This is a genomic window from Streptomyces sp. NPDC042259, assembly GCF_055582085.1.
In genome coordinates, this window is the sequence record NZ_JBVJDW010000020.1 from 50,129 (window position 1) to 72,546 (window position 22,418).

Genomic DNA, 22,418 nt, shown 5'->3' on the forward strand with positions numbered 1-22,418 from the left:
CGATGTTCGGCCGGGACCCCTGGTGGCTGGTCGCCCTCAAGGCGGTCTTCTGCTTCGCGTTCGTCATGGTGACCGTGCTGCTCTCGATCGTCTTCGAGCGCAAGATCGTCGCGTGGATGCAGCTGCGCATCGGCCCCAACCGGCACGGGCCGTGGGGGATGCTGCAGTCCCTCGCGGACGGCATCAAGCTGATGCTCAAAGAGGACGTGATCGTCAAGCGCGCCGACAAGGTGGTCTATCTCCTCGCCCCGGTCGTCGCCGCCGTTCCGGCCTTCATGGCCATCGCGGTGATCCCCTTCGGCCCGGCGGGCGACGAGGTCTCCATCTTCGGCCACCGCACCACGATGCAGCTGACCGATCTGCCGATCGCGGTGCTCTACATCCTCGCCACCGCCTCCATCGGCATCTACGGCATCGTCCTCGCGGGCTGGTCCTCCGGCTCGACGTACCCGCTGCTCGGCGGCCTGCGCTCGTGCGCGCAGATGATCTCCTACGAGATCGCGATGGGCGTCTCGTTCGCCGCCGTCTTCCTCTACTCCGGGTCCATGTCGACGTCGACGATCGTCGACGCCCAGCAGGACCGGTGGTACGCGCTGCTGCTGCCGGTGTCCTTCCTGATCTACATCGTGTCGATGGTCGGCGAGACGAACCGGGCGCCGTTCGACCTGCCCGAGTCCGAGGGCGACCTGGTCGGCGGCTTCAACACCGAGTACTCCTCGATCAAGTTCGCGATGTTCATGCTGGCCGAGTACGTCAACATGGTCACCGTCTCGGCGGTCGCGGTGACGCTCTTCCTGGGCGGCTGGCGGGCTCCCTACCCGATCTCGGCGTTCTGGGAGGGCGCGAACCACGGCTGGTGGCCGATGCTCTGGTTCGTCATCAAGCTCCAACTGCTGCTGTTCTTCTTCATCTGGCTGCGCGGCACGCTGCCGCGGCTGCGCTACGACCAGTTCATGAAGCTGGGGTGGAAGGTCCTCATCCCCGTCTCGATGGTGTGGCTGATGCTCGTCGCCACGGTGCGGGCGCTGCGGAACGAGCGCTACGACTTCCAGGAGATCGTGCTCTACATCGGCGGCGCGGTCGTGGCGATCCTGCTGGTCTCCTTCGTGTTCGACATCTTCCGGGACCGCGGCGGACAGCGGGACGGGGCCGACGGCGCCCCCGCCGGGCCGGGGCCCGGCTTCGATCCGATGGCGGGCGGCTTCCCCGTGCCACCGCTGCCCGGGCAGTCGCTGCCGCCGGTGCCCCGCCGGCCCTCGCGCCAGGACCGCGAGCTGATTGTCAGTGGTGGCGTCGATACTCTCAGTAACGACTCGCGTGACGGAAAGGAGGCCGGTGGTGCCTGCTGAATCCTCCCGGGGGGACACCCCCCGGGCCCCCTTCCAGAACCCCGTGGCCGGCTTCGGCGTGACCTTCAAGGCCATGTTCAAGAAGCGGCTGACCGAGCAGTACCCGGAGGAGAAGAAGCTCACCGCCCCCCGCTTCCACGGCCGTCACCAGCTCAACCGCCACCCCGACGGGCTGGAGAAGTGCGTCGGCTGCGAGCTGTGCGCGTGGGCCTGCCCGGCGGACGCGATCTATGTGGAGGGCGCGGACAACACCGACGAGGAGCGCTACTCCCCGGGCGAGCGCTACGGCCGCGTCTACCAGATCAACTATTTGCGCTGCATCCTCTGCGGACTGTGTGTCGAGGCGTGCCCCACCCGGGCGCTGACGATGACCAACGAGTACGAACTGGCCAACACCAGCCGGGCATCCCTCATCTACACCAAGGAAGAGCTGCTGGCGGGCCTGGACGACCGCATGGTCGACACCCCGCACGCGATCTTCCCCGGGATGACCGAGCAGGACTACTACCGAGGCCTGGTGACCGGCGCCGCCCCGGGGACGGTCCGGCAGACGGCCGCCGCCAAGGGGGAGCAGCCGCAGGAGGGTTCCTCCGACTTCGGCCCCGAGGAGCCCGCGTCGCGGAAGGTGGCCGGAAAATGAGCGCCCTCACCACCGCCGCTTCCGCCACCTCCACCGGCGAGGCCGTCCAGTTCTGGGTGCTGGGCACCGTCGCCGTGCTCGGCGCGCTCGCCACCGTGCTGATGCGCAAGGCCGTGCACAGCGCACTGTGCCTGGCCGGCACCATGATCATCCTGGCGGTCTTCTACCTCGCCAACGGCGCGTACTTCCTCGGCGTCGTCCAGATCGTCGTCTACACCGGCGCGATCATGATGCTCTTCCTCTTCGTCGTCATGCTCGTCGGCGTCACCGCCGCCGACTCCCTCAAGGAGACGATCAAGGGGCAGCGCTGGCTCGCCGCCGGCTGCGGACTGGGCTTCGGCATCCTGCTCGTCGCCGGCCTCGGCAACGCCTCGCTCCGGCACTTCAACGGACTCGGCCAGGCCAACTCCGGCGGCAACGTCCAGGGCCTCGCCGCCCTCATCTTCACCAAGTACGTCTTCGCCTTCGAGATCACCGGCGCCCTGCTGATCACCGCCGCCGTCGGCGCGATGGTGCTCACCCACCGCGAGCGCGCCGAGCGCGCCCCCACCCAGCGCGAGCGGTCCGAGGCCCGCGTCCGGGAGGGCAAGCAGCTGCCACCGCTGCCCGCGCCCGGTGTCTACGCCCGGCACAACGCCGTCGACATCCCCGCCCTGCTGCCCGACGGCACGACCTCCGAACTCTCCGTCAGCCCGACGCTGCGCGCCCGGGGGCAGATGCGTGACGTCTCCGGCGAGGCGCTCGCCGAACTCGCGGCCCTGGAGCAGCGCTCCGGGGACTGGCTGGAGCGGGGCCACAGCGAGGACCAGAAGGGGGCCGCCAAGTGAATCCGGTCAACTACCTGTACCTGGCGGCCCTGTTGTTCACCATCGGGGCGTCCGGCGTGCTCATCCGGCGGAACGCGATCGTCGTCTTCATGTGCGTCGAGCTGATGCTGAACGCCTGCAACCTGGCGTTCGTCACCTTCTCCCGGATGCACGGCAACCTCGACGGCCAGATCATCGCCTTCTTCACGATGGTCGTGGCCGCCGCCGAAGTCGTCATCGGCCTCGCGATCATCATGACGATCTTCCGCTCCCGCCACTCGGCCTCGGTCGACGACGCCAGCCTGCTGAAGCTGTAAGGGGACGCTGACGTGGAGAACCTCATCGGATTGCTCGTGGCGGCACCGCTGCTGGGCGCGGCCGTGCTGCTGTGCGGCGGGCGGCGGCTGGACAGGAGCGGCCACGCGATCGGCACCCTGTTCGCGGCCGCGTCGTTCGTCATCGGCGCGGTGCTCTTCGCCGACATGCTGGGCCGTGACGGCGAGCGGCGGGCCCTGCACACCACCGTGTTCAGCTGGGTGCCGGTCGGCGACTTCCGGGCGGACGTCGGCTTCCAGCTCGACCAGTTGTCGATGACCTTCGTCCTGCTGATCACGGGCGTGGGCACGCTGATCCATCTGTACTCGATCGGCTACATGGCGCACGACGAGCGGCGGCGGCGTTTCTTCGGCTATCTGAACCTCTTCCTCGCCGCCATGCTGCTGCTCGTCGTCGCCGACAACTACCTGCTGCTGTACGTGGGCTGGGAGGGCGTCGGTCTCGCCTCGTACCTGCTGATCGGCTTCTGGCAGCACAAGCCGAGCGCGGCCACCGCCGCGAAGAAGGCGTTCCTCGTCAACCGCGTCGGTGACGTCGGCCTCTCGATCGCCATCATGCTGATGTTCACCACCTTCGGCACCTTCGCCTTCGGGCCCGTCCTGGAGAGCGCCGGGGACGCGGGGGAGGGAAGGCTGACGGCCGTCGGGCTGATGCTGCTGCTCGCCGCCTGCGGCAAGTCCGCCCAGGTGCCGCTGCAGTCCTGGCTCGGTGACGCGATGGAGGGCCCGACCCCGGTCTCGGCCCTCATCCACGCGGCGACGATGGTGACCGCCGGCGTGTATCTGATCACCCGCTCCGGGGCGATCTTCAACGGCGCCCCGGACGCCCAGTTGGCGGTCGTCACCGTCGGCGCGGTCACGCTGCTCTTCGGTGCGATCGTCGGTTGCGCGAAGGACGACATCAAGAAGGCCCTGGCGGGCTCGACGATGTCCCAGATCGGGTACATGATCCTCGCCGCCGGGCTCGGCCCGGTCGGCTACGTCTTCGCGATCATGCACCTGGTGACCCACGGCTTCTTCAAGGCGGGTCTCTTCCTCGGCGCCGGTTCGGTCATGCACGGCATGAACGACGAGGTCGACATGCGGCGCTACGGCGGTCTGCGGAAGTACATGCCGGTCACGTTCGTCACCTTCGGACTCGGCTATCTCGCCATCATCGGCTTCCCCGGGCTGTCCGGGTTCTTCTCCAAGGACAAGATCATCGAAGCCGCCTTCGCCAAGGGCGGCACGGAGGGCTGGATCCTGGGCGGCGCGGCGCTGCTCGGCGCGGCCATCACGGCGTACTACATGACCCGCGTGATGATCATGACGTTCTTCGGTGCGGAGCGGTGGCGCCCCGCGCCCTCGCCGGACGAGCCCAGCGCCGAACCCGCCGCCGGGACGCGCGGCGAGGGCGAGCTGCCCCACCCGCACGAATCGCCCCGGACCATGACCATCCCCATGGTGGTCCTGGCCTTCGGTTCCGTCTTCGCGGGCGGGCTGTTCAGCGTCAACGACGCCTTCCTGAAGTGGCTGGAGCCCGTCACCGGCCACGACCACGGCGACTCGCCGGTCAGCGCCCTGACGGTGACGGCCGCGACGGTGGTGGTGCTCGTCGTCGGCGTCGCGCTCGCCTGGTTCCAGTACGGGCGCCGGCCCGTTCCGGTCACCGCGCCGCGCGGCAGCCTGCTGACCCGGGCGGCCCGCCGGGATCTGCTCCAGGACGACTTCAACCACGTGGTGCTCGTCCGTGGCGGCGAGCACCTCACCCGCAGCCTGGTCTACGTCGACCACAGCCTGGTGGACGGCGTCGTCAACGGCACCGCCGCCTCCGTCGGCGGGCTCTCGGGCCGGATGCGCAAGCTGCAGAACGGTTACGCGCGCAGTTACGCGGTCTCGATGTTCGGCGGTGCGGCGGTGCTCATCGTCGCCACCCTGCTGATGAGGGCGGTCTGATCCATGTCATTTCCCCTGCTGACGGCCACGGCCGTGGTTCCCGCGCTCGGCGCGGTCGTCACCGCCGCCGTCCCGGCCGCACGGCGCTCGGCCGCCAAATGGCTCGCGCTGGTCTTCTCGCTCGCCACCCTCGCGCTCGCCGCCGTGCAGCTCGTCCGGTTCGATCCAAACGGCGAGGGGCCGTTCCAGCTCACCGAATCCCACGCCTGGATCCAGGACTTCGGGGTCCGCTACGAACTGGGCGTGGACGGCATCGCCGTCGTCCTGATCGCCCTGACCGCCCTGCTGATCCCCTTCGTGATCCTGGCGGGCTGGCACGACGCCGACCCCCTCGCGGGGTCCGACGGCGGCTCCGCCGCGGTCCCCTCCTCGCGCTGGCGGCCCACCCAGGGCTTCTTCGCCCTGATCCTCATGGTCGAGGCCATGGTGGTGATCTCCTTCGAGGCCACCGACGTCTTCCTCTTCTACATCTTCTTCGAAGCCATGCTGGTCCCGATGTACTTCCTCATCGGCGGCTTCGGCGACCGGGCCGGCGAGCGCGGCGAGGCGGAGACGGCGGCCCAGCGGTCCTACGCCGCGATGAAGTTCCTGCTCTACAACCTGGCCGGCGGGCTGATCATGCTGGCCGCCGTCATCGGGCTGTACGCGGTCACCGCCGACCAGCTCGGCACCGGCACCTTCTCCCTCCAGGAGATCGTCCAGGCCCGGGCGGACGGCAAGCTGGACCTCGCCACCACCACCGAACGGGCCCTGTTCCTCGGTTTCTTCTTCGCCTTCGCGGTGAAGGCGCCACTGTGGCCGCTGCACACCTGGCTGCCCAACGCCATGGGCGAGGCCACCGCCCCCGTCGCCGTGCTGATCACCGCCGTGGTGGACAAGGTCGGCACGTTCGCGATGCTGCGCTTCTGCCTCCAGCTCTTCCCGGCGGCGTCGAAGTGGGCGACCCCCGTGATCCTGGTGCTCGCGCTCGTCAGCATCCTCTACGGCGCGCTCCTCGCGGTCGGCCAGCGGGACATCAAGCGGCTGGTCGCCTACGCCTCGATCTCGCACTTCGGCTTCATCGTCCTCGGTATCTTCGCGATGACCAGCCAGGGCCAGGGCGGCGCGACGCTCTACATGGTCAACCACGGGATCTCCACGGCCGCGCTGATGCTCGTCGCGGGCTTCCTGATCTCCCGGCGCGGCTCGCGGCTCATCGCCGACTACGGCGGCGTCCAGAAGGTCGCCCCGGTCCTCGCGGGGACGTTCCTCGTCGGCGGTCTGGCCACGCTGTCCCTGCCGGGGCTCGCGCCCTTCGTCTCCGAATTCCTGGTGCTGGCCGGCACGTTCAGCCGCTACCCGGTCATCGGGGCCGTCGCGACGTTCGGCATCGTGCTCGCCGCGCTGTACGTCCTCGTGCTGTACCAGCGCACCATGACCGGCCCGGTGAAGGACTCCGTCCGGAGCATGCCGGACCTGCGGGTGCGTGAGCTGGTCGTCGTCGCCCCTCTCATCGCCCTGTTGATCTTCCTCGGGGTCTATCCGAAGCCGGTGACCGAGATCGTCGACCCGGCCGTCGAGCACACGATGACCCAGGTGGACAAGGTCGATCCCAAGCCCGATGTGCCCGTGACCGATGTGGAGGCCGCGAAGTGAGCCACGCAGCATCCGTCCACAGCCTGTGGACACTGGCGGCCGATCCCCCCAGGGAGATCCCCGCGCCGCACATCGAGTACGCCCAGCTGTCACCGACGCTGATCGTGCTCGGCGTCGCGGTCCTGGGCATTCTCGTCGAGGCGTTCCTGCCGCGCCGCGCCCGGTACCACGCACAGCTGCTGCTGTCCGCCGTCGGCCTCGCCGCCGCCTTCGCGGCCGTGGTGGCCCTGGCGGCGGGCGGCCACGCGGGCGACAAGGCCCGCATCGCCGCCATGGGGGCCGTCGCCGTCGACGGTCCGGCGCTGTTCCTCCAGGGCACCATTCTCCTCGTCTCGCTGATCGCCGTCCTCACCTTCGCCGAACGCCGGCTCGATCCGGCGGCGCACGGCAAGCGGGTGGACTCCTTCGCGGCGCAGGCCTCCGCGGTCCCCGGCGGCGAGGCCGAACAGGCCGCGGTGAAGGCGGGATTCACCACCACCGAGGTCTTCCCGGTCGCGCTCTTCGCGGTCGGCGGGATGCTGGTCTTCCCCGCCGCGAACGACCTGCTGACGCTCTTCGTCGCGCTGGAGGTCTTCTCCCTCCCGCTGTACGTGCTGTGCGCGCTGGCCCGCCGCCAGCGGCTGCTGTCCCAGGAGTCGGCGGTCAAGTACTTCCTCCTCGGTGCCTTCTCCTCCGCCTTCCTGCTCTTCGGGGTGGCGCTCCTGTACGGCTACGCGGGCACCGTCACGTACTCCGGCATCGCCGAGGTGGTGAGCGGCACCACCCGCACGGTCGACCCCGCGCTGGCCTCGACCATGGGCAACGACGCGCTGTTGCTGATCGGCGGCGCGCTGGTGCTGATGGGCCTGCTGTTCAAGGTCGGCGCGGTGCCGTTCCACATGTGGACCCCCGACGTCTACCAGGGCGCCCCGACGCCCGTCACCGGCTTCATGGCGGCCGCGACGAAGGTCGCCGCCTTCGGTGCCCTGCTGCGGCTGCTGTACGTGGTCCTGCCGGGGATGCGGTGGGACTGGCGGCCGGTCATGTGGGGCGTCGCGATCGTCACGATGCTGGTCGGCGCGATCGTGGCCGTGACGCAGACGGACGTGAAGCGGCTGCTGGCCTATTCCTCCATCGCGCACGCGGGGTTCATCCTCGCCGGTGTCATCGCGACCAGCCCGGACGGCATCTCCTCGGTGCTGTTCTACCTCGCCGCCTACTCCTTCGTGACGCTCGGCGCCTTCTCGGTCGTGACGCTGGTGCGCGACGCGGGCGGCGAGGCCACCCACCTGGCGAAGTGGGCGGGCCTGGGGCGGCGTTCGCCGCTGGTCGCGGCCGTCTTCGCGGTCTTCCTGCTGGCCTTCGCGGGCATTCCGCTCACGAGCGGCTTCGCGGGGAAGTTCGCGGTCTTCAAGGCGGCGGCGCAGGGCGGCGCGGGAGCGCTGGTCATCGTGGGTGTGCTGTCCTCGGCGATCGCCGCGTTCTTCTACATCCGGGTGATCGTGCTGATGTTCTTCAGCGAGCCGAAGGCGGACGGCCCGACGGTGGCCGTGCCCAGCGTGCTCACGTCCACGGCCATCGCCGTGGGGGTGGCCGTCACCGTCGTCCTGGGGATTGCCCCGCAGTACTTCCTGGACCTGGCGGGCCAGGCGGGCACGTTCGTTCGTTAGGACTGTGCGGTGTCCTCAAGCGCCGGACGGGCTGCAAATGCAGCCCGTCCGGCGCTTGAGGACGCGCCCGCAGGGCGCCCGCCGCCGCAGGCGGCACAGCGGTCGGCAGCCGAAGTCCGACGGCCCCGCCCGCAGGGCGACGTCAGCCCGCAGGGATCGTCGGGACGTCGATCTTCGGCATATCGATCTTCGGCATGTCGACCTTGATGGGATCCTTGGTGAAGTCCTCGGTCGGGCCGTTGTCCCAGCTGACCGTGAGCTTCTTGCCGTCGGCCGAGAGGGTGGCGGTGCCCTTGGCGCGGGTGTTGTCGCTCGCGTTGCACTTGAGGTCGAGCTTGACCGTGGTGCCGGACTGCGTCGCCGGGCCGTTGCACACCGCGCCCGCGGAGGCGGAGATGGCCGTGTTGCCCATGAGGGTCACGCGGACGATCTCGTTGCCCTTCTGGCGGTTCCACATGCCGTCCAGCTTGGCGGGGTCACCGGCACCGGGCTTGGCGGACTCTCCGCCCGCGCCCGGCTTGCCGGAGGCCGGTGCCGTGGCCCCGGTCTCCTTGTCCTTCTCCTTGCCGCCGTCGCTCCCGCTGCCGCAACCGGTCATCAGCACAGCGGCGATGAGCGCCGCCCCCGTGAACTGCGCTGCCTTGCGCACGTACTCTCCTCAGCCGTCGAACAGGACATGCCAAGTTAGCAGCCGCGTTCCGGCGGGCCGGGGGCGTTCAGTCGCCTCCGCCTCCGCCGCCGTCACCGCCCCCTCCGCCGTCGCCCCCGCCGTCCCCACTGGCCCCGTCACCGCCGAAGCCACCGGAACCGCTGGACCTGTCGGCCTGGATGTTGCGCCGCACCGCCTTGGCGGTCCACGAATGGTCCAGGACGTCCCGCATGGCCGAGCGGGAGTGCCGCGCGCCCCAGCCGGGGTAGAGGACACCGCCGACGCCTATGGCGAACACCAGGGCGGCGAGCGCCCGGGAGCGCTGGTCGGGCCAGCCCGCCGTCCGCGCCGCCTCGAACCGCCGCCGGGTCCCGGCGGTCAGGTCGAGGGGCCCGACGGGATACCTGGTGTACGGGAAGAGGCCGAGGGCCCGCCGCCGCTCCGCGCGCACGGCCCGCCGCTCCACCAGCCCCGTGAGCCAGGGCTCCTCCACGTACCGGGCGGCGGTCCGCACCCAGCGGTAGGTCTTCGGTGCCTTGGCACCGGGCTCGCCGAGGCTCCGCAGAGCCCCGGCCAGCCGCCGGTCGGCCGGCGGCACGCCGGGGAGCACGACCGGGCGCACCCGGTCCTCCCTGATGTGCCCGCCCAGCTGCAGTTCGGCCAGCACGGCCCCGGCCATGCCGTACCCCAGGTACCGGGAGCTGCACAGCCGGTTGCCCTTTTCCGGGTGGAGGGCGAGCAGCAGCAGTTCTTCCGGCAGTGTGAGGTCCGGCGTGCCCCGGTTCATGGCGTGGTCGTACCGCGCGCGGGGACGATACGGCCGGTGACCTCGCCGAGGCCGATCCGGGCACCGTCGGGACCCGGCGCCCAGGCCGTCAGGGTGACCACGTCGCCGTCGGCCAGGTACGGGCCCTTGCCCTCGGTGAGTTCGAGGAGGCAGCCGCGCTGGTCGGGCTCGGGGCCGCTGACCGTGCCGGAGGCGAAGAAGTCCCCGGTGCGCAACGAGGCGCCGTTGACCGTCATATGGGCCAGCTGCTGCGCCGCCGTCCAGTACATGGCGGCGAACGGCGGCCGGGCGACGATCTCGCCGTTGATGCTGACCTCGATGCGCACATCGATGCCGCCCGGCTCGCTGTCGGCGTCGTCGAGGTAGGGCAGCAGCGGGTGGGTGCGCCGCGGCGGTGCGGTGCGGGCGTCGTCGAAGGCGTCGAGCGGGGTGATCCACGCGGAGACGGAGGTCGCGAAGGACTTGCCGAGGAACGGGCCGAGCGGGACGTACTCCCAGGCCTGGATGTCGCGCGCCGACCAGTCGTTGACGAGGCAGACGCCGAAGACGTGCTCGCGGAAGTCGTCGAGGGCGACCGGGGTGCCCTCCGGTGCCGGGGTACCGACGACGAAGCCCACCTCGGCCTCGATGTCGAGCCGGACGGACGGTCCGAAGACGGGGATGGCGTCGGCGGGGGTCTTGCGCTGGCCCTGGGGGCGCACGACATCGGTGCCGGAGACCACGATCGTCCCGGCGCGGCCGTGGTAGCCGATGGGCAAGTGCTTCCAGTTGGGCGTGAGCGGCTCGCCGTCGGGCCGGAAGATCCGGCCGACGTTGGTGGCGTGGTGCTCGCTCGCGTAGAAGTCCACGTAGTCGGCGACCTCGAAGGGCAGCCGCAGCGTCACGTCGGCGAGCGGGTGGAAGTGCGGACCGGTGAGCCAGCCGCGGATCTCGGCGCGCACGGCCTGCCACACGGGGCGGCCCGCGGCCAGCAAGGGGTTGAGCGTCGGCTGGTCCAGCAGCGCGGCGTGCGCGGAGCCGTGGGCGGCCGCCGCGGCGGCCGCGTCGAGCACGAAGTCGCCGTAGCGGACACCCACCCGGGGGCGGTCCGGGGCGTCGGGCGTGGTGAACACGCCGTAGGGGAGGGTGGCCGCGCCGAAGGGGTCGCCTTCGGACAGTTCGCGGGGGCGGTGCTCGGGCATGGGACGCTGCCTCGCTTTCTCCGGGACGCTCCTGGAGGCCGGTGGAAACTGGGCCCCACATTACGTGGCTCTCGCTCGGCCGGTGGATCTTGGCCGATGCCCTGTTGTGCCGCCTCTCGCCTGGCCGGCGGTCCTTCGGCTGCGGGCCGTCTTGGCCGCCTGCGGCGGCGAGCGCCCTGCGGGCGCGTTCTCAAGCGCCGGACGGGCTTGAATCAAGCCCGTCCGGCGATTGAGGACACCACCGCGGCGGAGGAGCAGGCCCGCAACACGCGCCCTCCGGGCGCCCCCGCATCGCCGGCCGCAAGGCTCGAACGGCTGCGCAAGCGCTGGTTCGCGCGCCCTCCGAACAACCGCAAAAGAGCTGGCAATGTCCCGGATCTCCTTGCTGGAGGCAGCAATTCCGAAGTAGCGTCCTGTGTCGAGTCACACACAGTGGGGGGCCGCTGCGGGTGAGTGGCCGAGGGGGGTGCTGGTGGCGAGCAGGAGCACGCCCATCGCGGCGGACCGGTCGGTGCCCGGACTGATTGTGAAGATCGGCGGCTACCCCCTGCACCACGGCGGCGTCGGTGCCATCCGCAGTCTCGGCCGGCTCGGGATCCCCATGTACGCGATCACCGAGGACCGCTGGACCCCCGCGGCGCTCTCCCGCTATCTGGACCGGGCCTTCGTCTGGCCGACCACCGGCACCGAGTGCTCCGAGGAGCTGGTCGACGGGCTGCTCGCGATCGGGCGGTCCATCGGACGCCCCACGGTCCTGGTGCCGACCGACGAAGAGGCGGCGGTGCTCATCGCCGAGCACGCCGAGACGCTGACCGGGTCGTTCCTCTTTCCGCCGGTGGAGCGGGGGTTACCGCGCAGGCTCGCCAGCAAGCAGGGGCTGTACGAGCTGTGCGTGGAGCACGGCGTGCCCGCTCCGGCGTCCCTCTTCCCCGCCTCCTTCGAGGAGGTCGAGAAGTACGCGGCGACCGCCCGTTTCCCGCTGGTGGCCAAGAACCGGGAGGCGTTCGAACGCCGTCGGCAGCCGGCCGTGCACGGCACGACGCGCATAGGCGGCCCCCGCGAGCTGCTGGAGCTGGCGCGCGGCTGGGGGCCGGTGCCCGGGGTGATCCTCCAGGAGTACCTGCCGCGCGAGGACGCCGAGGACTGGATCGTGCACGCCTACTTCGACGCGGAGAGCGCGCCGCTGGCGTTGTTCACAGGGGTCAAAGTGCGTTCCTGGCCGCCCCACGCGGGCATGACGGCCAACGCGTACGTCGTCGACAATCCCGAACTCGCCGCGCTGGCCGAGCAGTTCATCAAACAAATCGGTTTCAGCGGCATCATCGACCTGGACTGGCGCTACGACCGCCGCGACGGCCGCTACAAACTGCTGGACTTCAACCCCCGTATGGGGGCGCAGTTCCGGCTCTTCGAGAGCGTGGCGGGCATCGACGTGGTGCGCGCCCAGCATCTGGACCTCACCGGCCGTGAGGTCCCCGAGGGGGAGCAGCGCGCGGGCCGCCGCTTCGTCGTGGAGAACATCGATCTGCCCGCGCTCGCCGCCTACCGCCGCAGCGGCTACACCACCCCCCACGCACCCTCCCGGGCGAGCGGCACCGAGCTGGCCTGGGCCGCGGCGGACGACATGAAGCCGTTCTTCACCATGCTCGCCCGGTTCGTACGACCGGGCGTGCGGCACCTGTGGCAGCTGTGGCGATCCCGTCGTCGTGCCGCTGCCGTCGTCGAGTAACGCCCTGGGAGGGGACTCGTGACACTTCCGGTAGCAGTCATCGGGGCTGGCCCATACGGTCTGTCGACCGCCGCCCATCTGCGGGCACGCGGCATTCCCGTGCGTGTCCTCGGCTCACCGATGGTGAGCTGGCGGGCGAACATGCCCGCCGGGATGCTGCTGAAATCCACCCCCGACGCCTCCAACATCGACGCCCCGCAGCCCGGGCACACCCTCCTCGACTTCTGCCGCGCGACGGGGGAGCGACGCTACGAGTCGGACTGGGACCCGATCCCGGTCGAGACCTTCGCCCGCTACGGGCTGTGGTTTCAGGAACGGCTGGTGCCGGAGCTGGAGCAGGTGCGGGTGGTCTCGGTCGACCGGCGCGGCACCCGGCCGGGCTTCGACCTGAAGCTGGACTCCGGTGAGCAGTTCGAAGCCCGCGCCGTGGTGGTCGCCACCGGTCTGAGCGGCTTCGCCCATGTGCCGCCCCAGCTGGCCGCCGCCGTGCCCGACGGTCCCTCCCCGAGCGGCCCGGTCTCGCACAGCTCACAACACCACGACCTCGCCCGCTTCGCCGGTCAGGACGTCGTGGTGGTGGGCGCCGGACAGTCGGCGCTGGAGAGCGCGGTGCTGCTCGCCGAGGCCGGGGCCGCCTCCGTACGGGTCGTCGCCCGCACCCGGGGCGCGGTGCGCTTCGGGGCCGCGCCGGACGGGCAGCCGCTGCTGCGCCCCACGTCCCCCTTCGGGCGGGCCTGGTCGCTGTACGTGTTCTCCTACTACGCGGACGCTTTCCGCCATCTTCCGGCCCCGGCCCGCCGGTTCCTGGTGGGGCGGGTGCTGGGGCCGCTCGGCGCCTGGTGGCTGCGGGAGCGGTTCATCGGCCGGGTACAGGTCACGGAGGGCAAGCGGATCGCACGGGCCCGGGTGGAGTCGGGACGGCCGGTGCTGACCCTCGCCGGTGACGGCGGTGCGGCCGGTGAGCTGGCCGCCGATCACGTCCTGGCCGCGACGGGCTACCGGGTGGACCTCGCCGCCCTGGACTTCCTGGGCCACGGCCTGCGCGCCAAGCTCGCGGTCGCCGCGGGCGGCCCGCTGCTGGGCCCCGGATACCACTCCTCCGTGCCCGGCCTGTTCTTCACCGGCCTGCCGGCTGCCGCCAGCTACGGCCCGGTGATGCGGTTCGTCTGCGGCACGGAGTACGCCTCCCCCCGCCTGGCCAAGGCGGTGGCCGCGCTCTAACCCCCACCCGCCCCCCGGCTGCACGCCGACGCCCGCACCACCGCTGAGAGTCGGCGCCCGCACCACCCGTGCGAGTCGGCGCCCGCACCACCCCTGAGAGTCGGCGCCCGCACCACCGCTGCCTGCCGGTCGTCCTCAAGCGCCGGACGGGCTGGGTGGGCGGTGACGGTGTCCTCAAGCGCCGGACGGGCTGGATGGGACAAACGTCCTCAGACGCCGGACGGGCTGGGTAGGGCAGACGGTGTCCTCAGACGCCGGACGGGCTGGATGGGCAGGTGTCGTCCTCCAGCGCCGGACGGGCTGGATAAGGGCAGAAGATGTCCTCGGACGCCGGAGGGGTTGGATGGGGCAGACGGTGTCCTCAAGCGCCGGACGGGCTGCTGTGCTGTGTCCTCAATCGCCGGACGGGCTGGTTTGGCTGAGCTGTCCCCATCAGCCCGTCCGGGCCGGTTGCGGCTGAGCCCAGCCAAATCAAGCCCGTCCGGCGCTTGAGGACGCGCCCGCAGGGCGCCCGCCGCCGCAGGCGGCCAGCCGGCCCGCGGCCGAAGCGACCGCCGGCCAGGCGAGAGGCTCGCCGCCGCAGCCGGCAACACTGGCCGGTCTGCCACCCGCGGCAAGCGGACCCGCACGTCTGTGCGGCAACCCCCGGGTGATCAAGGACACGGCGGGGCAGACGTCGAGCAGTGTGACGGCGGCAGCCGAAGCGCGGCCGGGGAGCCCCGGGAGAGTGCCACCCGGGCAGGCGCCCACGGTGATCCACAGTCGACCGGATACGCTGACTTTTGGTGGAGACAGCGACACATCGACAATCCCCGTGTTCGCAGGCAGACAGGAGTACCCCTCGTGACCGTCGTCGGGCCTTTCGGGCTGAGCGTGCGGGACCAAGCTCTTGAAGCCGATGTCCAGGCCGGGTTGGCCGCCGTCGAGGAGGGCCTCCTGGAGGCCACCAAGAGCGGTGTGCCCTTCATCACCGAGGCCGCCCAGCACCTCGTCCGGGCCGGAGGCAAGCGGTTCCGGCCGCTGCTGGTGATGCTCGCCGCCCAGTTCGGCGACCCGTACGCCCCGGGCATCGTGCCGTCGGCCGTCGTCGTCGAGCTGACGCACCTGGCCACGCTCTACCACGACGACGTCATGGACGAGGCCGAGGTGCGGCGCGGCGTGGACAGCGCCAACGCCCGCTGGGGCAACTCCGTGGCCGTCCTGACCGGCGACTTCCTCTTCTCCCGGGCCTCGCACATACTGGCCGACCTCGGTCCGGAGGCCGTGCGGATCCAGGCCGAGGCGTTCGAGCGTCTGGTCACCGGCCAGATCCTGGAGACCGCGGGCCCGCGTGACGGCCGCGACCCCATCGAGCACTACCTCGACGTCATCGCCGGCAAGACCGGCTCGCTGATCGCCGTCGCCGGCCGCTACGGCGCGATGATGTCCGGTGCCGACGAGCGCACCATCGAGATCCTCACCCACTACGGCGAGCGGCTCGGCACGGCCTTCCAGCTCGCCGACGACGTCCTCGACATCGCCAGCGACTCCCACGAGTCGGGCAAGACCCCCGGCACCGACCTGCGCGAGGGCATCCCCACCCTGCCCGTGCTGCACCTGCGCGCCCAGGCCGCCGTCAGCGGTTCGGCCGACGACCGCCGGCTGTGCGAACTGCTCGACGGCGACCTCACCGACGACGCCCGGCACGCCGAGGTGCTGCGCCTGCTGCGCGCCCACCCCGCCCTGGAGCAGGCGCGCCGCGACACCATCCGCTACGCCCAGGAGGCACGCGCGATCCTCGCGCCGCTGCCCGCGTGCGACGCGAAGTCCGCGCTCGAGGACCTCTGCGACGCGGTCGTGCATCGGGCGGGCTGAGCCCGCCGCACCGGGGCCGAAGCGCCCCGGCCCGCCCCGGGAGGGACCGCTCGGTCTCGGCCGATTCCCCTGTGGTGGTACGGCCCTTAAGGGGTGTCATCCCCGAGAACTACGGGGAAGTGATCCCGTCGGCTGACGACTTCGCGTGGCCGGTTCGGTGGAATTGACAGTGTCGTTCCCCGGGGGAAACCCCGGACTCCCGCGCCCCCACCGAGCGGTCGGGCCACAATGAGCCTAGGGGTGGGCGAGTGCACGACGCGTATGACCGCCGCCGACGACGGAGGTAGAGCAGATGGCACGGATCCAACCGACCCAGGGCGCCGACGAGAGCGGGACGCCCGGCACGGGCCGCCGCAAGGCCGCCCGTTACGCGGTGCCGGTCACGGTGGCCGGCCTCGCGGCGGCGACGATCGGGTTCGTCGTACCGGCGCTGGCGAGCACCGGAGACCCGGACCTGCCGAAGATCAGTGCGCAGGACCTGATAGCCAAGATGGCGAAGTCGGACGTGCAGCAGGCCTCCGGCACCGTCAAGGTCTCCACCGACTTCGGTCTGCCGTCGCTGCCCTCGGGCTTCTCGCTCGGTGACGCCGGCAAGGGCTCGGGCGCGAAGGGCGGGGACGCCGCCGACCCGCAGGCCAAGCTGACCGAACTCTTCGCCGGTTCGCACACCCTGCGCATAGCCGTCGACGGCCCCGACAAGCAGCGGCTCTCCATCGTCGAGCGCGCCGCCGAGTACACCGTGATCCACAACGGCGACGATGTCTGGGCGTACGACAGCGCGAGCGACTCCGCCCATCACTCCAAGGCTCCGAAGCAGCGTGGCGGCGGCGGTCACGAGGTGCCGAAGGATCTGTCCGGCGTCTCGCCGCAGGAGCTGGCCAAGCGGGCCCTGGCCGCCGTGGACGACACCACCTCGGTGACCGTCGGCGGCACCGCCAGGGTGGCCGGCCGGGACGCCTACCAGCTGGTGATCAAGCCGAAGGGCGGCGATTCCACGGTCGGCGCGGTCCGGATCGCGGTCGACGCGAAGAACGGCGTGCCGCTGAAGTTCACCCTCGCTCCCAAGAGCGGCAAGGCCATCGTCGACGCGGGCTTCACCAAGGTCGACTTCGGCAAGCCCGGTGCGAAGAACTTCACGTTCACCCCGCCGAAGGGCACCAAGGTCACCGAGGACTCCGGCAAGCCGGGCAAGGGCGACGACGCCACGAAGCTCAAGGGCAAGCTGCCCGGTTCCGGCGAACTGCCGGGCCTGGCCGGTCTGCCCGGTCTCGACGGAGCCTCCGGCCCGTCCGGCACGAAGGTCATCGGCAAGGGCTGGTCCTCGATCGCTGAGATCAAGGGCCCCAAGGACGCGGTCGGCAAGCTGAGCGAGGACGCCAAGGGCAAGGGGAAGGGCAAGGGCAAGGGCGGCGACGCCGCGGCCCTGCTGGACAGCTTCGGCAAGAAGGTCTCGGGCGACTTCGGCTCCGGCCGGGTGTTCAGCACCCGCATCGTCAATGTCCTGATGACGGACGACGGCAGGGTCTACGCGGGCGCGGTCACCAAGGACGCGCTGGTCAAGGCCGCCAACAGCGCCAAGTAGGCAGGCTGCTGCCCCTCCCGCCCGGCCTCCGCTGCCCGGCGGCACCACGGGTGCCGCCGGGCAGCGGGTTCGGCGCAGGGCGCGGTACGGGGGCGGGGGATGACGAAAGGGGAACCGGTGGAGGAGCAGCGGATCGCCTCCGGCGGGGGTCGGACGTCAACCCCGCCCGTCGGGCCGGTCAAGGCCCCCGGTCACCCGGGCGCGCCCGCGGCGGCCGGGGCCGCCGTGCACTTTGAGCCGGAACCGTCCGGCGAATCCGCCGCCCCGGACCCCGCCGACAACGCCGCGTCCGTCGCGCCCGCGGCTGCGCACCCCGCCGCCGTGATCGAGACCCGGGGGCTCACCAAGCGGTACCGCGGTGGGCAGCTCGCCGTCGACGGTCTGGCCCTCACCGTCCCGCGCGGCAGTGTCTTCGGCTTCCTGGGGCCCAACGGGTCCGGCAAGACCACCACCATCCGCATGCTCATGGGCCTGATCGAGCCCAGCTCCGGCACCGCCCATGTGCTCGGTGAACCGATGCCGCGCGCCGTGCGGCGGGTGCTGCCCCGGGTGGGGGCGCTCATCGAGGGCCCCGCCCTCTACGGCTTCCTCAGCGGTCGCGACAACCTCGTGCGTTACGACGCGGCCGACCCCACCGCCGACCCCCGCACCCGCGCGGCCCGGGTCGCCGCCGCGCTGGACCGGGTGGGCCTCGCCGCCGCCGCGGGCAAGAAGGCCCGCGCGTACTCCCTCGGCATGAAGCAGCGCCTCGGCCTCGCCGCGGCCCTCCTCCAGCCCCGCGAACTGCTCGTGCTGGACGAACCGACCAACGGGCTCGACCCGCAGGGCATGCGCGAGATCCGTACCCTCGTACGGCAGCTCGCCGCCGACGGCACCACCGTCTTCCTCTCCTCCCACCTCCTCGACGAGATCGAGCAGGTCTGCACGCACGCCGCCGTCATGGCCCGGGGCCGGCTGCTCACCCAGGGCACGGTCGGCGCACTGGCCTCCTCCGCCCGTGGCCGGCTGGCCGTCACCACCCCCGATCCCTCGGACGCCGCGCGGGTCCTCAAGGAGCACGGCGTGACCGATCTCGTGGTCCTGGAAACGGGCGTCACCGGCGAACTGCCCCCCACCGGTCCCTCCGGCCCCCTCGACCTCGCCGACCTCAACGCGGCCCTGGTCCGGGCGGAGGTGCGGGTGCGGTCCTTCGGCATCGAGCGGGCCTCGCTGGAGGACGCCTTCGTGGCGCTCACGGGGGAGGGCTTCGATGTCGCGGGCTGAGGTGACGGAAGGGCGGGCCGCACGACCGGGCCCGAGCCCCCTGTGGCGGCTGTCCCTCTTCCGCAGCGAGATCACCACCGTGCTGCGCCGGTGGCGGACGCTCGCGTTGCTCGGGGTGCTCGCGGCGGTCCCCGTGCTGGTCGGCATCGCCGTGAAGATGGAAACGGGCGACGGCGGCGCGTCCGGTGCCGACGGTCACGGCCCGGCGTTCATCAGCCAGATCAGCAACAACGGCCTCTTCCTCGTCTTCGCGTCCCTCGCCGCGACGCTGCCGTTCTTCCTGCCGATGGCCGTCGGGGTGGTCGCGGGCGACTCCGTGGCGGGCGAGGCGGGTGCCGGCACCTTGCGCTATCTCCTCGTCGCCCCCGCCGGGCGGACCCGGCTGCTGCTCGCCAAATACGCCTCGACACTGGTCTTCTGCCTCATCGCGACCCTGGTCGTGGCGGTCTCGGCGCTGACCGTCGGGATGCTGCTCTTCCCCGTCGGGGACGTCACGCTGATCAGCGGGGTCCGGATCTCCTTCGGCGAGGGGCTGCTGCGCGCGGTGGCGATCGCGGGTGTGGTCGCCGCGTCGCTGGTCGGTGTGGCGGCGGTGGGGCTGTTCGTCTCGACGCTCACCGGCAGCGGTATCGCGGCGATGGCCACCACCGTGGGAGTGCTGATCACGGTGCAGATCCTGGACCAGTTCCCGCAGCTGCACGCCGTCCAGCCGTATCTCTTCCCGCACTACTGGGTGAGCTTCGCGGATCTGCTGCGCGAGCCGGTCTACTGGGAGCAACTACAGCGCAACCTCGGCCTGCAGGCGCTCTACGCGGCGGTCTTCGGCTCGGCCGCCTGGGCCCGTTTCACCACCAAGGACATCACGGCCTGAGAGGTCCGAGCGGCCTGAGCGACCGGGTGACCGTCCAGGAGGCCAACGGTGTGCCCGGCTCCCGTCCCGCACGGCGGGAGCCGGTCACGTCACCGTGGTCTTACCGAGGGGCCCGTGCTCAGAACGTGAGCTTCCAGCTGTCGATGTAGCCGGTGTCCTGGGCCGCCGTGTCCTGGACGCGGAGCTTCCAGGTGCCGTTCGCCGTCTCCGCCGAGGCGTCGACGGTGTAGGTGGTGATGATGTTGTCGGCCGAGTCGTTGCCGCTGGCGCTCTTCAGCCGGTACGCCCGTCCGCTCGGTCCGACGAGGTCGACGGAGACGTCACCGCGCCAGGTGTGCTTGATGTCGACCCCGACCTGCAGCGCCGAGGGGGCGTTCCCCGTGATCCCGCTGACGGTGATCGGGGAGTCGACCGCGGAGCCCGCGTCGGGAATGGCGACGTCGGCGGTGTTCTCGAAGGTACGCCCGGGCGGGTTGGTGGCGCCCGCGCTCAGCGTCCAGACGGCGTGGGCGATGGCGTCGCTGTTGTTGTCGAGCGCCGTGTCGTTGAGGTTCGCCGTGGTGTCGCAGGACGAGTGGTAGCAGCGGTCGAAGGCCTGGCCGGCCGTGCCGCCCCACTTGGCGGCCTGGGCGGAGGTCTTACGGTAGTCGGCGCCGCTGAACAGGCCGCCGACCGGGACGCCCGCGTTCTTGAAGGGGGCGTGGTCGGAGCGGCCGTCGCCCTCGGTCTCGATCTCGGTGGAGATGTTCTTGGCGGCGAACCAGGACTTGAAGATCCCCTCGACCTTCGGGTCGTCGTCGTAGACGAAGTAGCCCGGGTTCGGCGAGCCGATCATGTCGAAGTTCAGATACGCGTCGATCTTCGCGCGCTCGGTGGCGGGAAGGTTGTTGACGTAGTACTTCGACCCGACCAGGCCCAGCTCCTCGGCCCCCCACCAGGCGAACCGCAGGTGCTTGTCGGGCTTGTAACCCTCGCGGGCGACGGTGAGGGCCGTCTCCAGGACGGCGGCCGAGCCGGAGCCGTTGTCGTTGATGCCGGGGCCGGCGCCCACCGAGTCGAGGTGCGATCCGGCGAAGACGATGTGGTTGGCGTCGCCGCCGGGCCAGTCGGCCACGAGGTTGTAGCCGGTCGCGCCGCCGGAGGTGAACTGCTGGACGGTGGTGGTGTAGCCGGCGGCGTCCAGCTTCGCCTTCACGTAGTCGAGCGAGGCCTTGTAACCGGCGCGGCCGTGCGCGCGGTTGCCGCCGTTGGCGGTGGCTATCGACTGCAGTTGGTTGAGGTGACCCTTGACGTTGGCGACGGATATGTCGGGCGCGGCGGCGGCGACGGTGGGAGTCGCGTGCGCCGGGCCCGGGGAGACGCCGAGCAGGGTGGCCGTGAGGGCCGCGCCGGTGGCCAGCAGCGCGGTCGCACGGGATCTTCGGGGCAGGGTGGGTCCGTTGAGTTCAAGCATGGGGGGCTCCCAACTCCATTTGACGTGGCCATGATGTTGAGGGCGCCCTGATGGTGCGTCAAGAGCGGATTTCGGACACCAAGCACCGCTTTCCGGATATCGGGCGCGGCAAAACCCCGCTGATCTGTGACTTCAGGGGCCGCTGCGCCCTTTGTTATTTCTGCGTTTCGTGGGGCGCGGAGCCTAAGTCGTGGCTTTTGTCGGCGCTGTGATGGTGTCCGCCGGCTCGACGCGTACCGCTTCCACCGCCGCCTTGGCCCGCGCGTCGCGCAGCTCCGTCCGCGAGGTGCGCGCGGTCCGCAGCGCGTCCCAGGTGAGCACCACCAGCGCCAGCCAGACGAGCGCGAAACCCGCCCAGCGCTCGGCCGGCATCGCCTCGTGGAAGACGAACAGCCCGAGGGCGAACTGGAAGACCGGCGCCAGGTACTGGAGCATCCCGATCACCGACAGCGGCAGCCGGACCGCCGCCGCGCCGAAGGAGATCAGCGGCAGCGCGGTGATGGCACCGGTGCCCAGCAGCAGGAGGGTGTGTCCGCCGCCCTCCGAGGCGAAGGTGGACTGGCCGCGCGAGCCGAGGAAGACCAGCACGGAGAGCGCGGGCAGGAACTGCACGGCCGTCTCGGCGGCCATCGACTCCAGACCACCCAGCCCGACCTTCTTCTTGACCAGGCTGTAGGTGCTGAACGTGGCCGCGATCGCGAGCGCGATCCACGGCGGCTTGCCGTACCCGACGGCCAGCACGACGACGGCGGTCACACCGACGCCCACGGCCACCCACTGCGCGGGACGCAGCCGCTCGCGCAACACGAGGACGCCGAAGGCGATGGTGGCGAGGGGATTGACGAAGTACCCGAGGGAGGTCTCGACGACGTGCCCGGCGTTCACCGCCCAGATGTAGACCCCCCAGTTCAGGGAGATGACGGTCGCGCCGACCGCGATCATCCCCAGGCGCCTGGGCTGCCGCAGCAGCGGACGTATCCAGTCCCAGCGCCGGGTCACCGCCAGCACGACGGTGACGGCGGCCAGCGACCACACCATCCGGTGGGCGAGGATCTCGACCGCCCCCGCCGGCTCCAGCAACGGCCAGTAGAGGGGGAAGAGCCCCCAGATCCCATAGGCGAGGGCGCCACACAACAGCCCGGTGCGGGTCTCGGTCCTCGACTCGTGCGACTCCACGCGTCTCCTTCCACAGGTCTCGACGGCGACTTTCTCGACGACGACTTGGGGAAGGTAGCGCTGCCCGGGCAGGGCTGTCATGCGCGTATCGCATGATGGCCCTGACACGGCTCGCCCGGGCGGCGGTGAGGCGGTGGTGGGCGCCTACCGCCGCAGGCGGCACGGATGGCCCGTGGCCGGAGACCTGCCGGACAGGCCCTAGCCGACGACCGTCCAGGTGTCGTTGCCGGTGAGGAGGGTGGTGAGGTCGCCTTTGCCTTTTTGTTCGGTGGCGGCTTCGAGTTGGTCGGTCATTTGGGTGTC

The 22,418-nt window shown here is 71.1% G+C and carries 18 protein-coding genes; 13 read left to right on the forward strand and 5 right to left on the reverse strand.

What is annotated here, in order from left to right; all coding sequences use genetic code 11:
• Nucleotides 1–2 precede the first annotated feature (2 nt).
• From nuoH to nuoN, 7 genes are read left to right on the forward strand one after another with little or no spacing between them, the layout of a single operon-like run.
• Complete coding sequence (gene nuoH / locus ACZ6MA_RS32780; RefSeq protein ID WP_469438465.1) at nucleotides 3–1,349, forward strand: NADH-quinone oxidoreductase subunit NuoH; 1,347 nt, start codon at nucleotides 3–5, stop codon at nucleotides 1,347–1,349.
• Nucleotides 1,339–1,989 carry an NADH-quinone oxidoreductase subunit NuoI gene (gene nuoI / locus ACZ6MA_RS32785; protein WP_469438430.1) on the forward strand — a complete coding sequence of 217 codons (651 nt, stop codon included), beginning with the start codon at nucleotides 1,339–1,341 and terminating at the stop codon, nucleotides 1,987–1,989. The genes nuoH and nuoI overlap by 11 nt, the downstream gene beginning before the upstream one ends.
• On the forward strand, nucleotides 1,986–2,816 hold the full coding sequence (locus ACZ6MA_RS32790) for an NADH-quinone oxidoreductase subunit J (protein ID WP_469438432.1): 831 nt from the start codon (nucleotides 1,986–1,988) through the stop codon (nucleotides 2,814–2,816). The genes nuoI and ACZ6MA_RS32790 overlap by 4 nt, the downstream gene beginning before the upstream one ends.
• Entirely contained in the window at nucleotides 2,813–3,112 is a 300-nt protein-coding gene (gene nuoK / locus ACZ6MA_RS32795; protein WP_469438434.1) for an NADH-quinone oxidoreductase subunit NuoK, read from the forward strand. Before ACZ6MA_RS32790 ends, nuoK begins: the two co-directional genes overlap by 4 nt.
• A gap of 12 nt (nucleotides 3,113–3,124) precedes the next feature.
• Complete coding sequence (gene nuoL, locus ACZ6MA_RS32800) at nucleotides 3,125–5,065, forward strand: NADH-quinone oxidoreductase subunit L (RefSeq protein ID WP_469438436.1); 1,941 nt, start codon at nucleotides 3,125–3,127, stop codon at nucleotides 5,063–5,065.
• A gap of 3 nt (nucleotides 5,066–5,068) precedes the next feature.
• Nucleotides 5,069–6,700, forward strand: coding sequence for an NADH-quinone oxidoreductase subunit M (locus tag ACZ6MA_RS32805; RefSeq protein ID WP_469438438.1), 1,632 nt, complete (start codon nucleotides 5,069–5,071; stop codon nucleotides 6,698–6,700).
• A complete protein-coding gene (gene nuoN, locus ACZ6MA_RS32810) occupies nucleotides 6,697–8,349 on the forward strand; it encodes an NADH-quinone oxidoreductase subunit NuoN (RefSeq protein ID WP_469438440.1) in 1,653 nt (550 codons plus the stop codon). Before ACZ6MA_RS32805 ends, nuoN begins: the two co-directional genes overlap by 4 nt.
• Nucleotides 8,350–8,491: 142 nt before the next feature.
• Here nuoN and ACZ6MA_RS32815 read toward each other — a convergent pair whose 3' ends face one another.
• The 3 genes from ACZ6MA_RS32815 to fahA all read right to left on the reverse strand — a co-directional run bounded on the left by ACZ6MA_RS32815 (nucleotide 8,492) and on the right by fahA (nucleotide 10,966).
• A complete protein-coding gene (locus ACZ6MA_RS32815; RefSeq protein WP_469438441.1) occupies nucleotides 8,492–8,998 on the reverse strand; it encodes a hypothetical protein in 507 nt (168 codons plus the stop codon).
• Between the two features lie 67 nt (nucleotides 8,999–9,065).
• Nucleotides 9,066–9,785, reverse strand: a complete 720-nt coding sequence (locus ACZ6MA_RS32820; protein ID WP_469438443.1) for a GOLPH3/VPS74 family protein — start codon at nucleotides 9,783–9,785, stop codon at nucleotides 9,066–9,068.
• The gene (gene fahA / locus ACZ6MA_RS32825; RefSeq protein ID WP_469438445.1) at nucleotides 9,782–10,966 is read right to left on the reverse strand and encodes a fumarylacetoacetase; all 1,185 of its coding nucleotides are present in this window, start codon (nucleotides 10,964–10,966) and stop codon (nucleotides 9,782–9,784) included. The genes ACZ6MA_RS32820 and fahA overlap by 4 nt, the downstream gene beginning before the upstream one ends.
• 472 nt (nucleotides 10,967–11,438) lie before the next feature.
• Between fahA and ACZ6MA_RS32830 the strand changes: the two genes are divergently transcribed.
• The 6 genes from ACZ6MA_RS32830 (at nucleotide 11,439) to ACZ6MA_RS32855 (ending at nucleotide 19,486) form a co-directional block, all read left to right on the forward strand.
• A complete protein-coding gene (locus tag ACZ6MA_RS32830) occupies nucleotides 11,439–12,695 on the forward strand; it encodes a carboxylate--amine ligase (protein ID WP_469438446.1) in 1,257 nt (418 codons plus the stop codon).
• Between the two features lie 18 nt (nucleotides 12,696–12,713).
• A complete protein-coding gene (locus ACZ6MA_RS32835) occupies nucleotides 12,714–13,916 on the forward strand; it encodes an NAD(P)-binding domain-containing protein (RefSeq protein ID WP_469438448.1) in 1,203 nt (400 codons plus the stop codon).
• Nucleotides 13,917–14,759: 843 nt separating this feature from the next.
• Nucleotides 14,760–15,770 carry a polyprenyl synthetase family protein gene (locus ACZ6MA_RS32840; RefSeq protein ID WP_469438450.1) on the forward strand — a complete coding sequence of 337 codons (1,011 nt, stop codon included), beginning with the start codon at nucleotides 14,760–14,762 and terminating at the stop codon, nucleotides 15,768–15,770.
• 292 nt (nucleotides 15,771–16,062) lie between these two features.
• A complete protein-coding gene (locus tag ACZ6MA_RS32845; RefSeq protein WP_469438452.1) occupies nucleotides 16,063–17,352 on the forward strand; it encodes a LolA family protein in 1,290 nt (429 codons plus the stop codon).
• 99 nt (nucleotides 17,353–17,451) lie between these two features.
• Entirely contained in the window at nucleotides 17,452–18,615 is a 1,164-nt protein-coding gene (locus tag ACZ6MA_RS32850; protein WP_469438454.1) for an ABC transporter ATP-binding protein, read from the forward strand.
• Nucleotides 18,602–19,486 (forward strand): ABC transporter permease, encoded by an 885-nt coding sequence (locus ACZ6MA_RS32855; RefSeq protein WP_469438456.1) that lies wholly within the window; start codon nucleotides 18,602–18,604, stop codon nucleotides 19,484–19,486. The genes ACZ6MA_RS32850 and ACZ6MA_RS32855 overlap by 14 nt, the downstream gene beginning before the upstream one ends.
• A gap of 118 nt (nucleotides 19,487–19,604) precedes the next feature.
• Here ACZ6MA_RS32855 and ACZ6MA_RS32860 read toward each other — a convergent pair whose 3' ends face one another.
• Both ACZ6MA_RS32860 and rarD read right to left on the reverse strand, forming a co-directional pair.
• Nucleotides 19,605–20,939, reverse strand: coding sequence for a M28 family metallopeptidase (locus tag ACZ6MA_RS32860; protein WP_469438457.1), 1,335 nt, complete (start codon nucleotides 20,937–20,939; stop codon nucleotides 19,605–19,607).
• A gap of 183 nt (nucleotides 20,940–21,122) precedes the next feature.
• Complete coding sequence (gene rarD / locus ACZ6MA_RS32865) at nucleotides 21,123–22,196, reverse strand: EamA family transporter RarD (protein WP_469438459.1); 1,074 nt, start codon at nucleotides 22,194–22,196, stop codon at nucleotides 21,123–21,125.
• Between the last annotated feature and the right edge of the window lie 222 nt (nucleotides 22,197–22,418).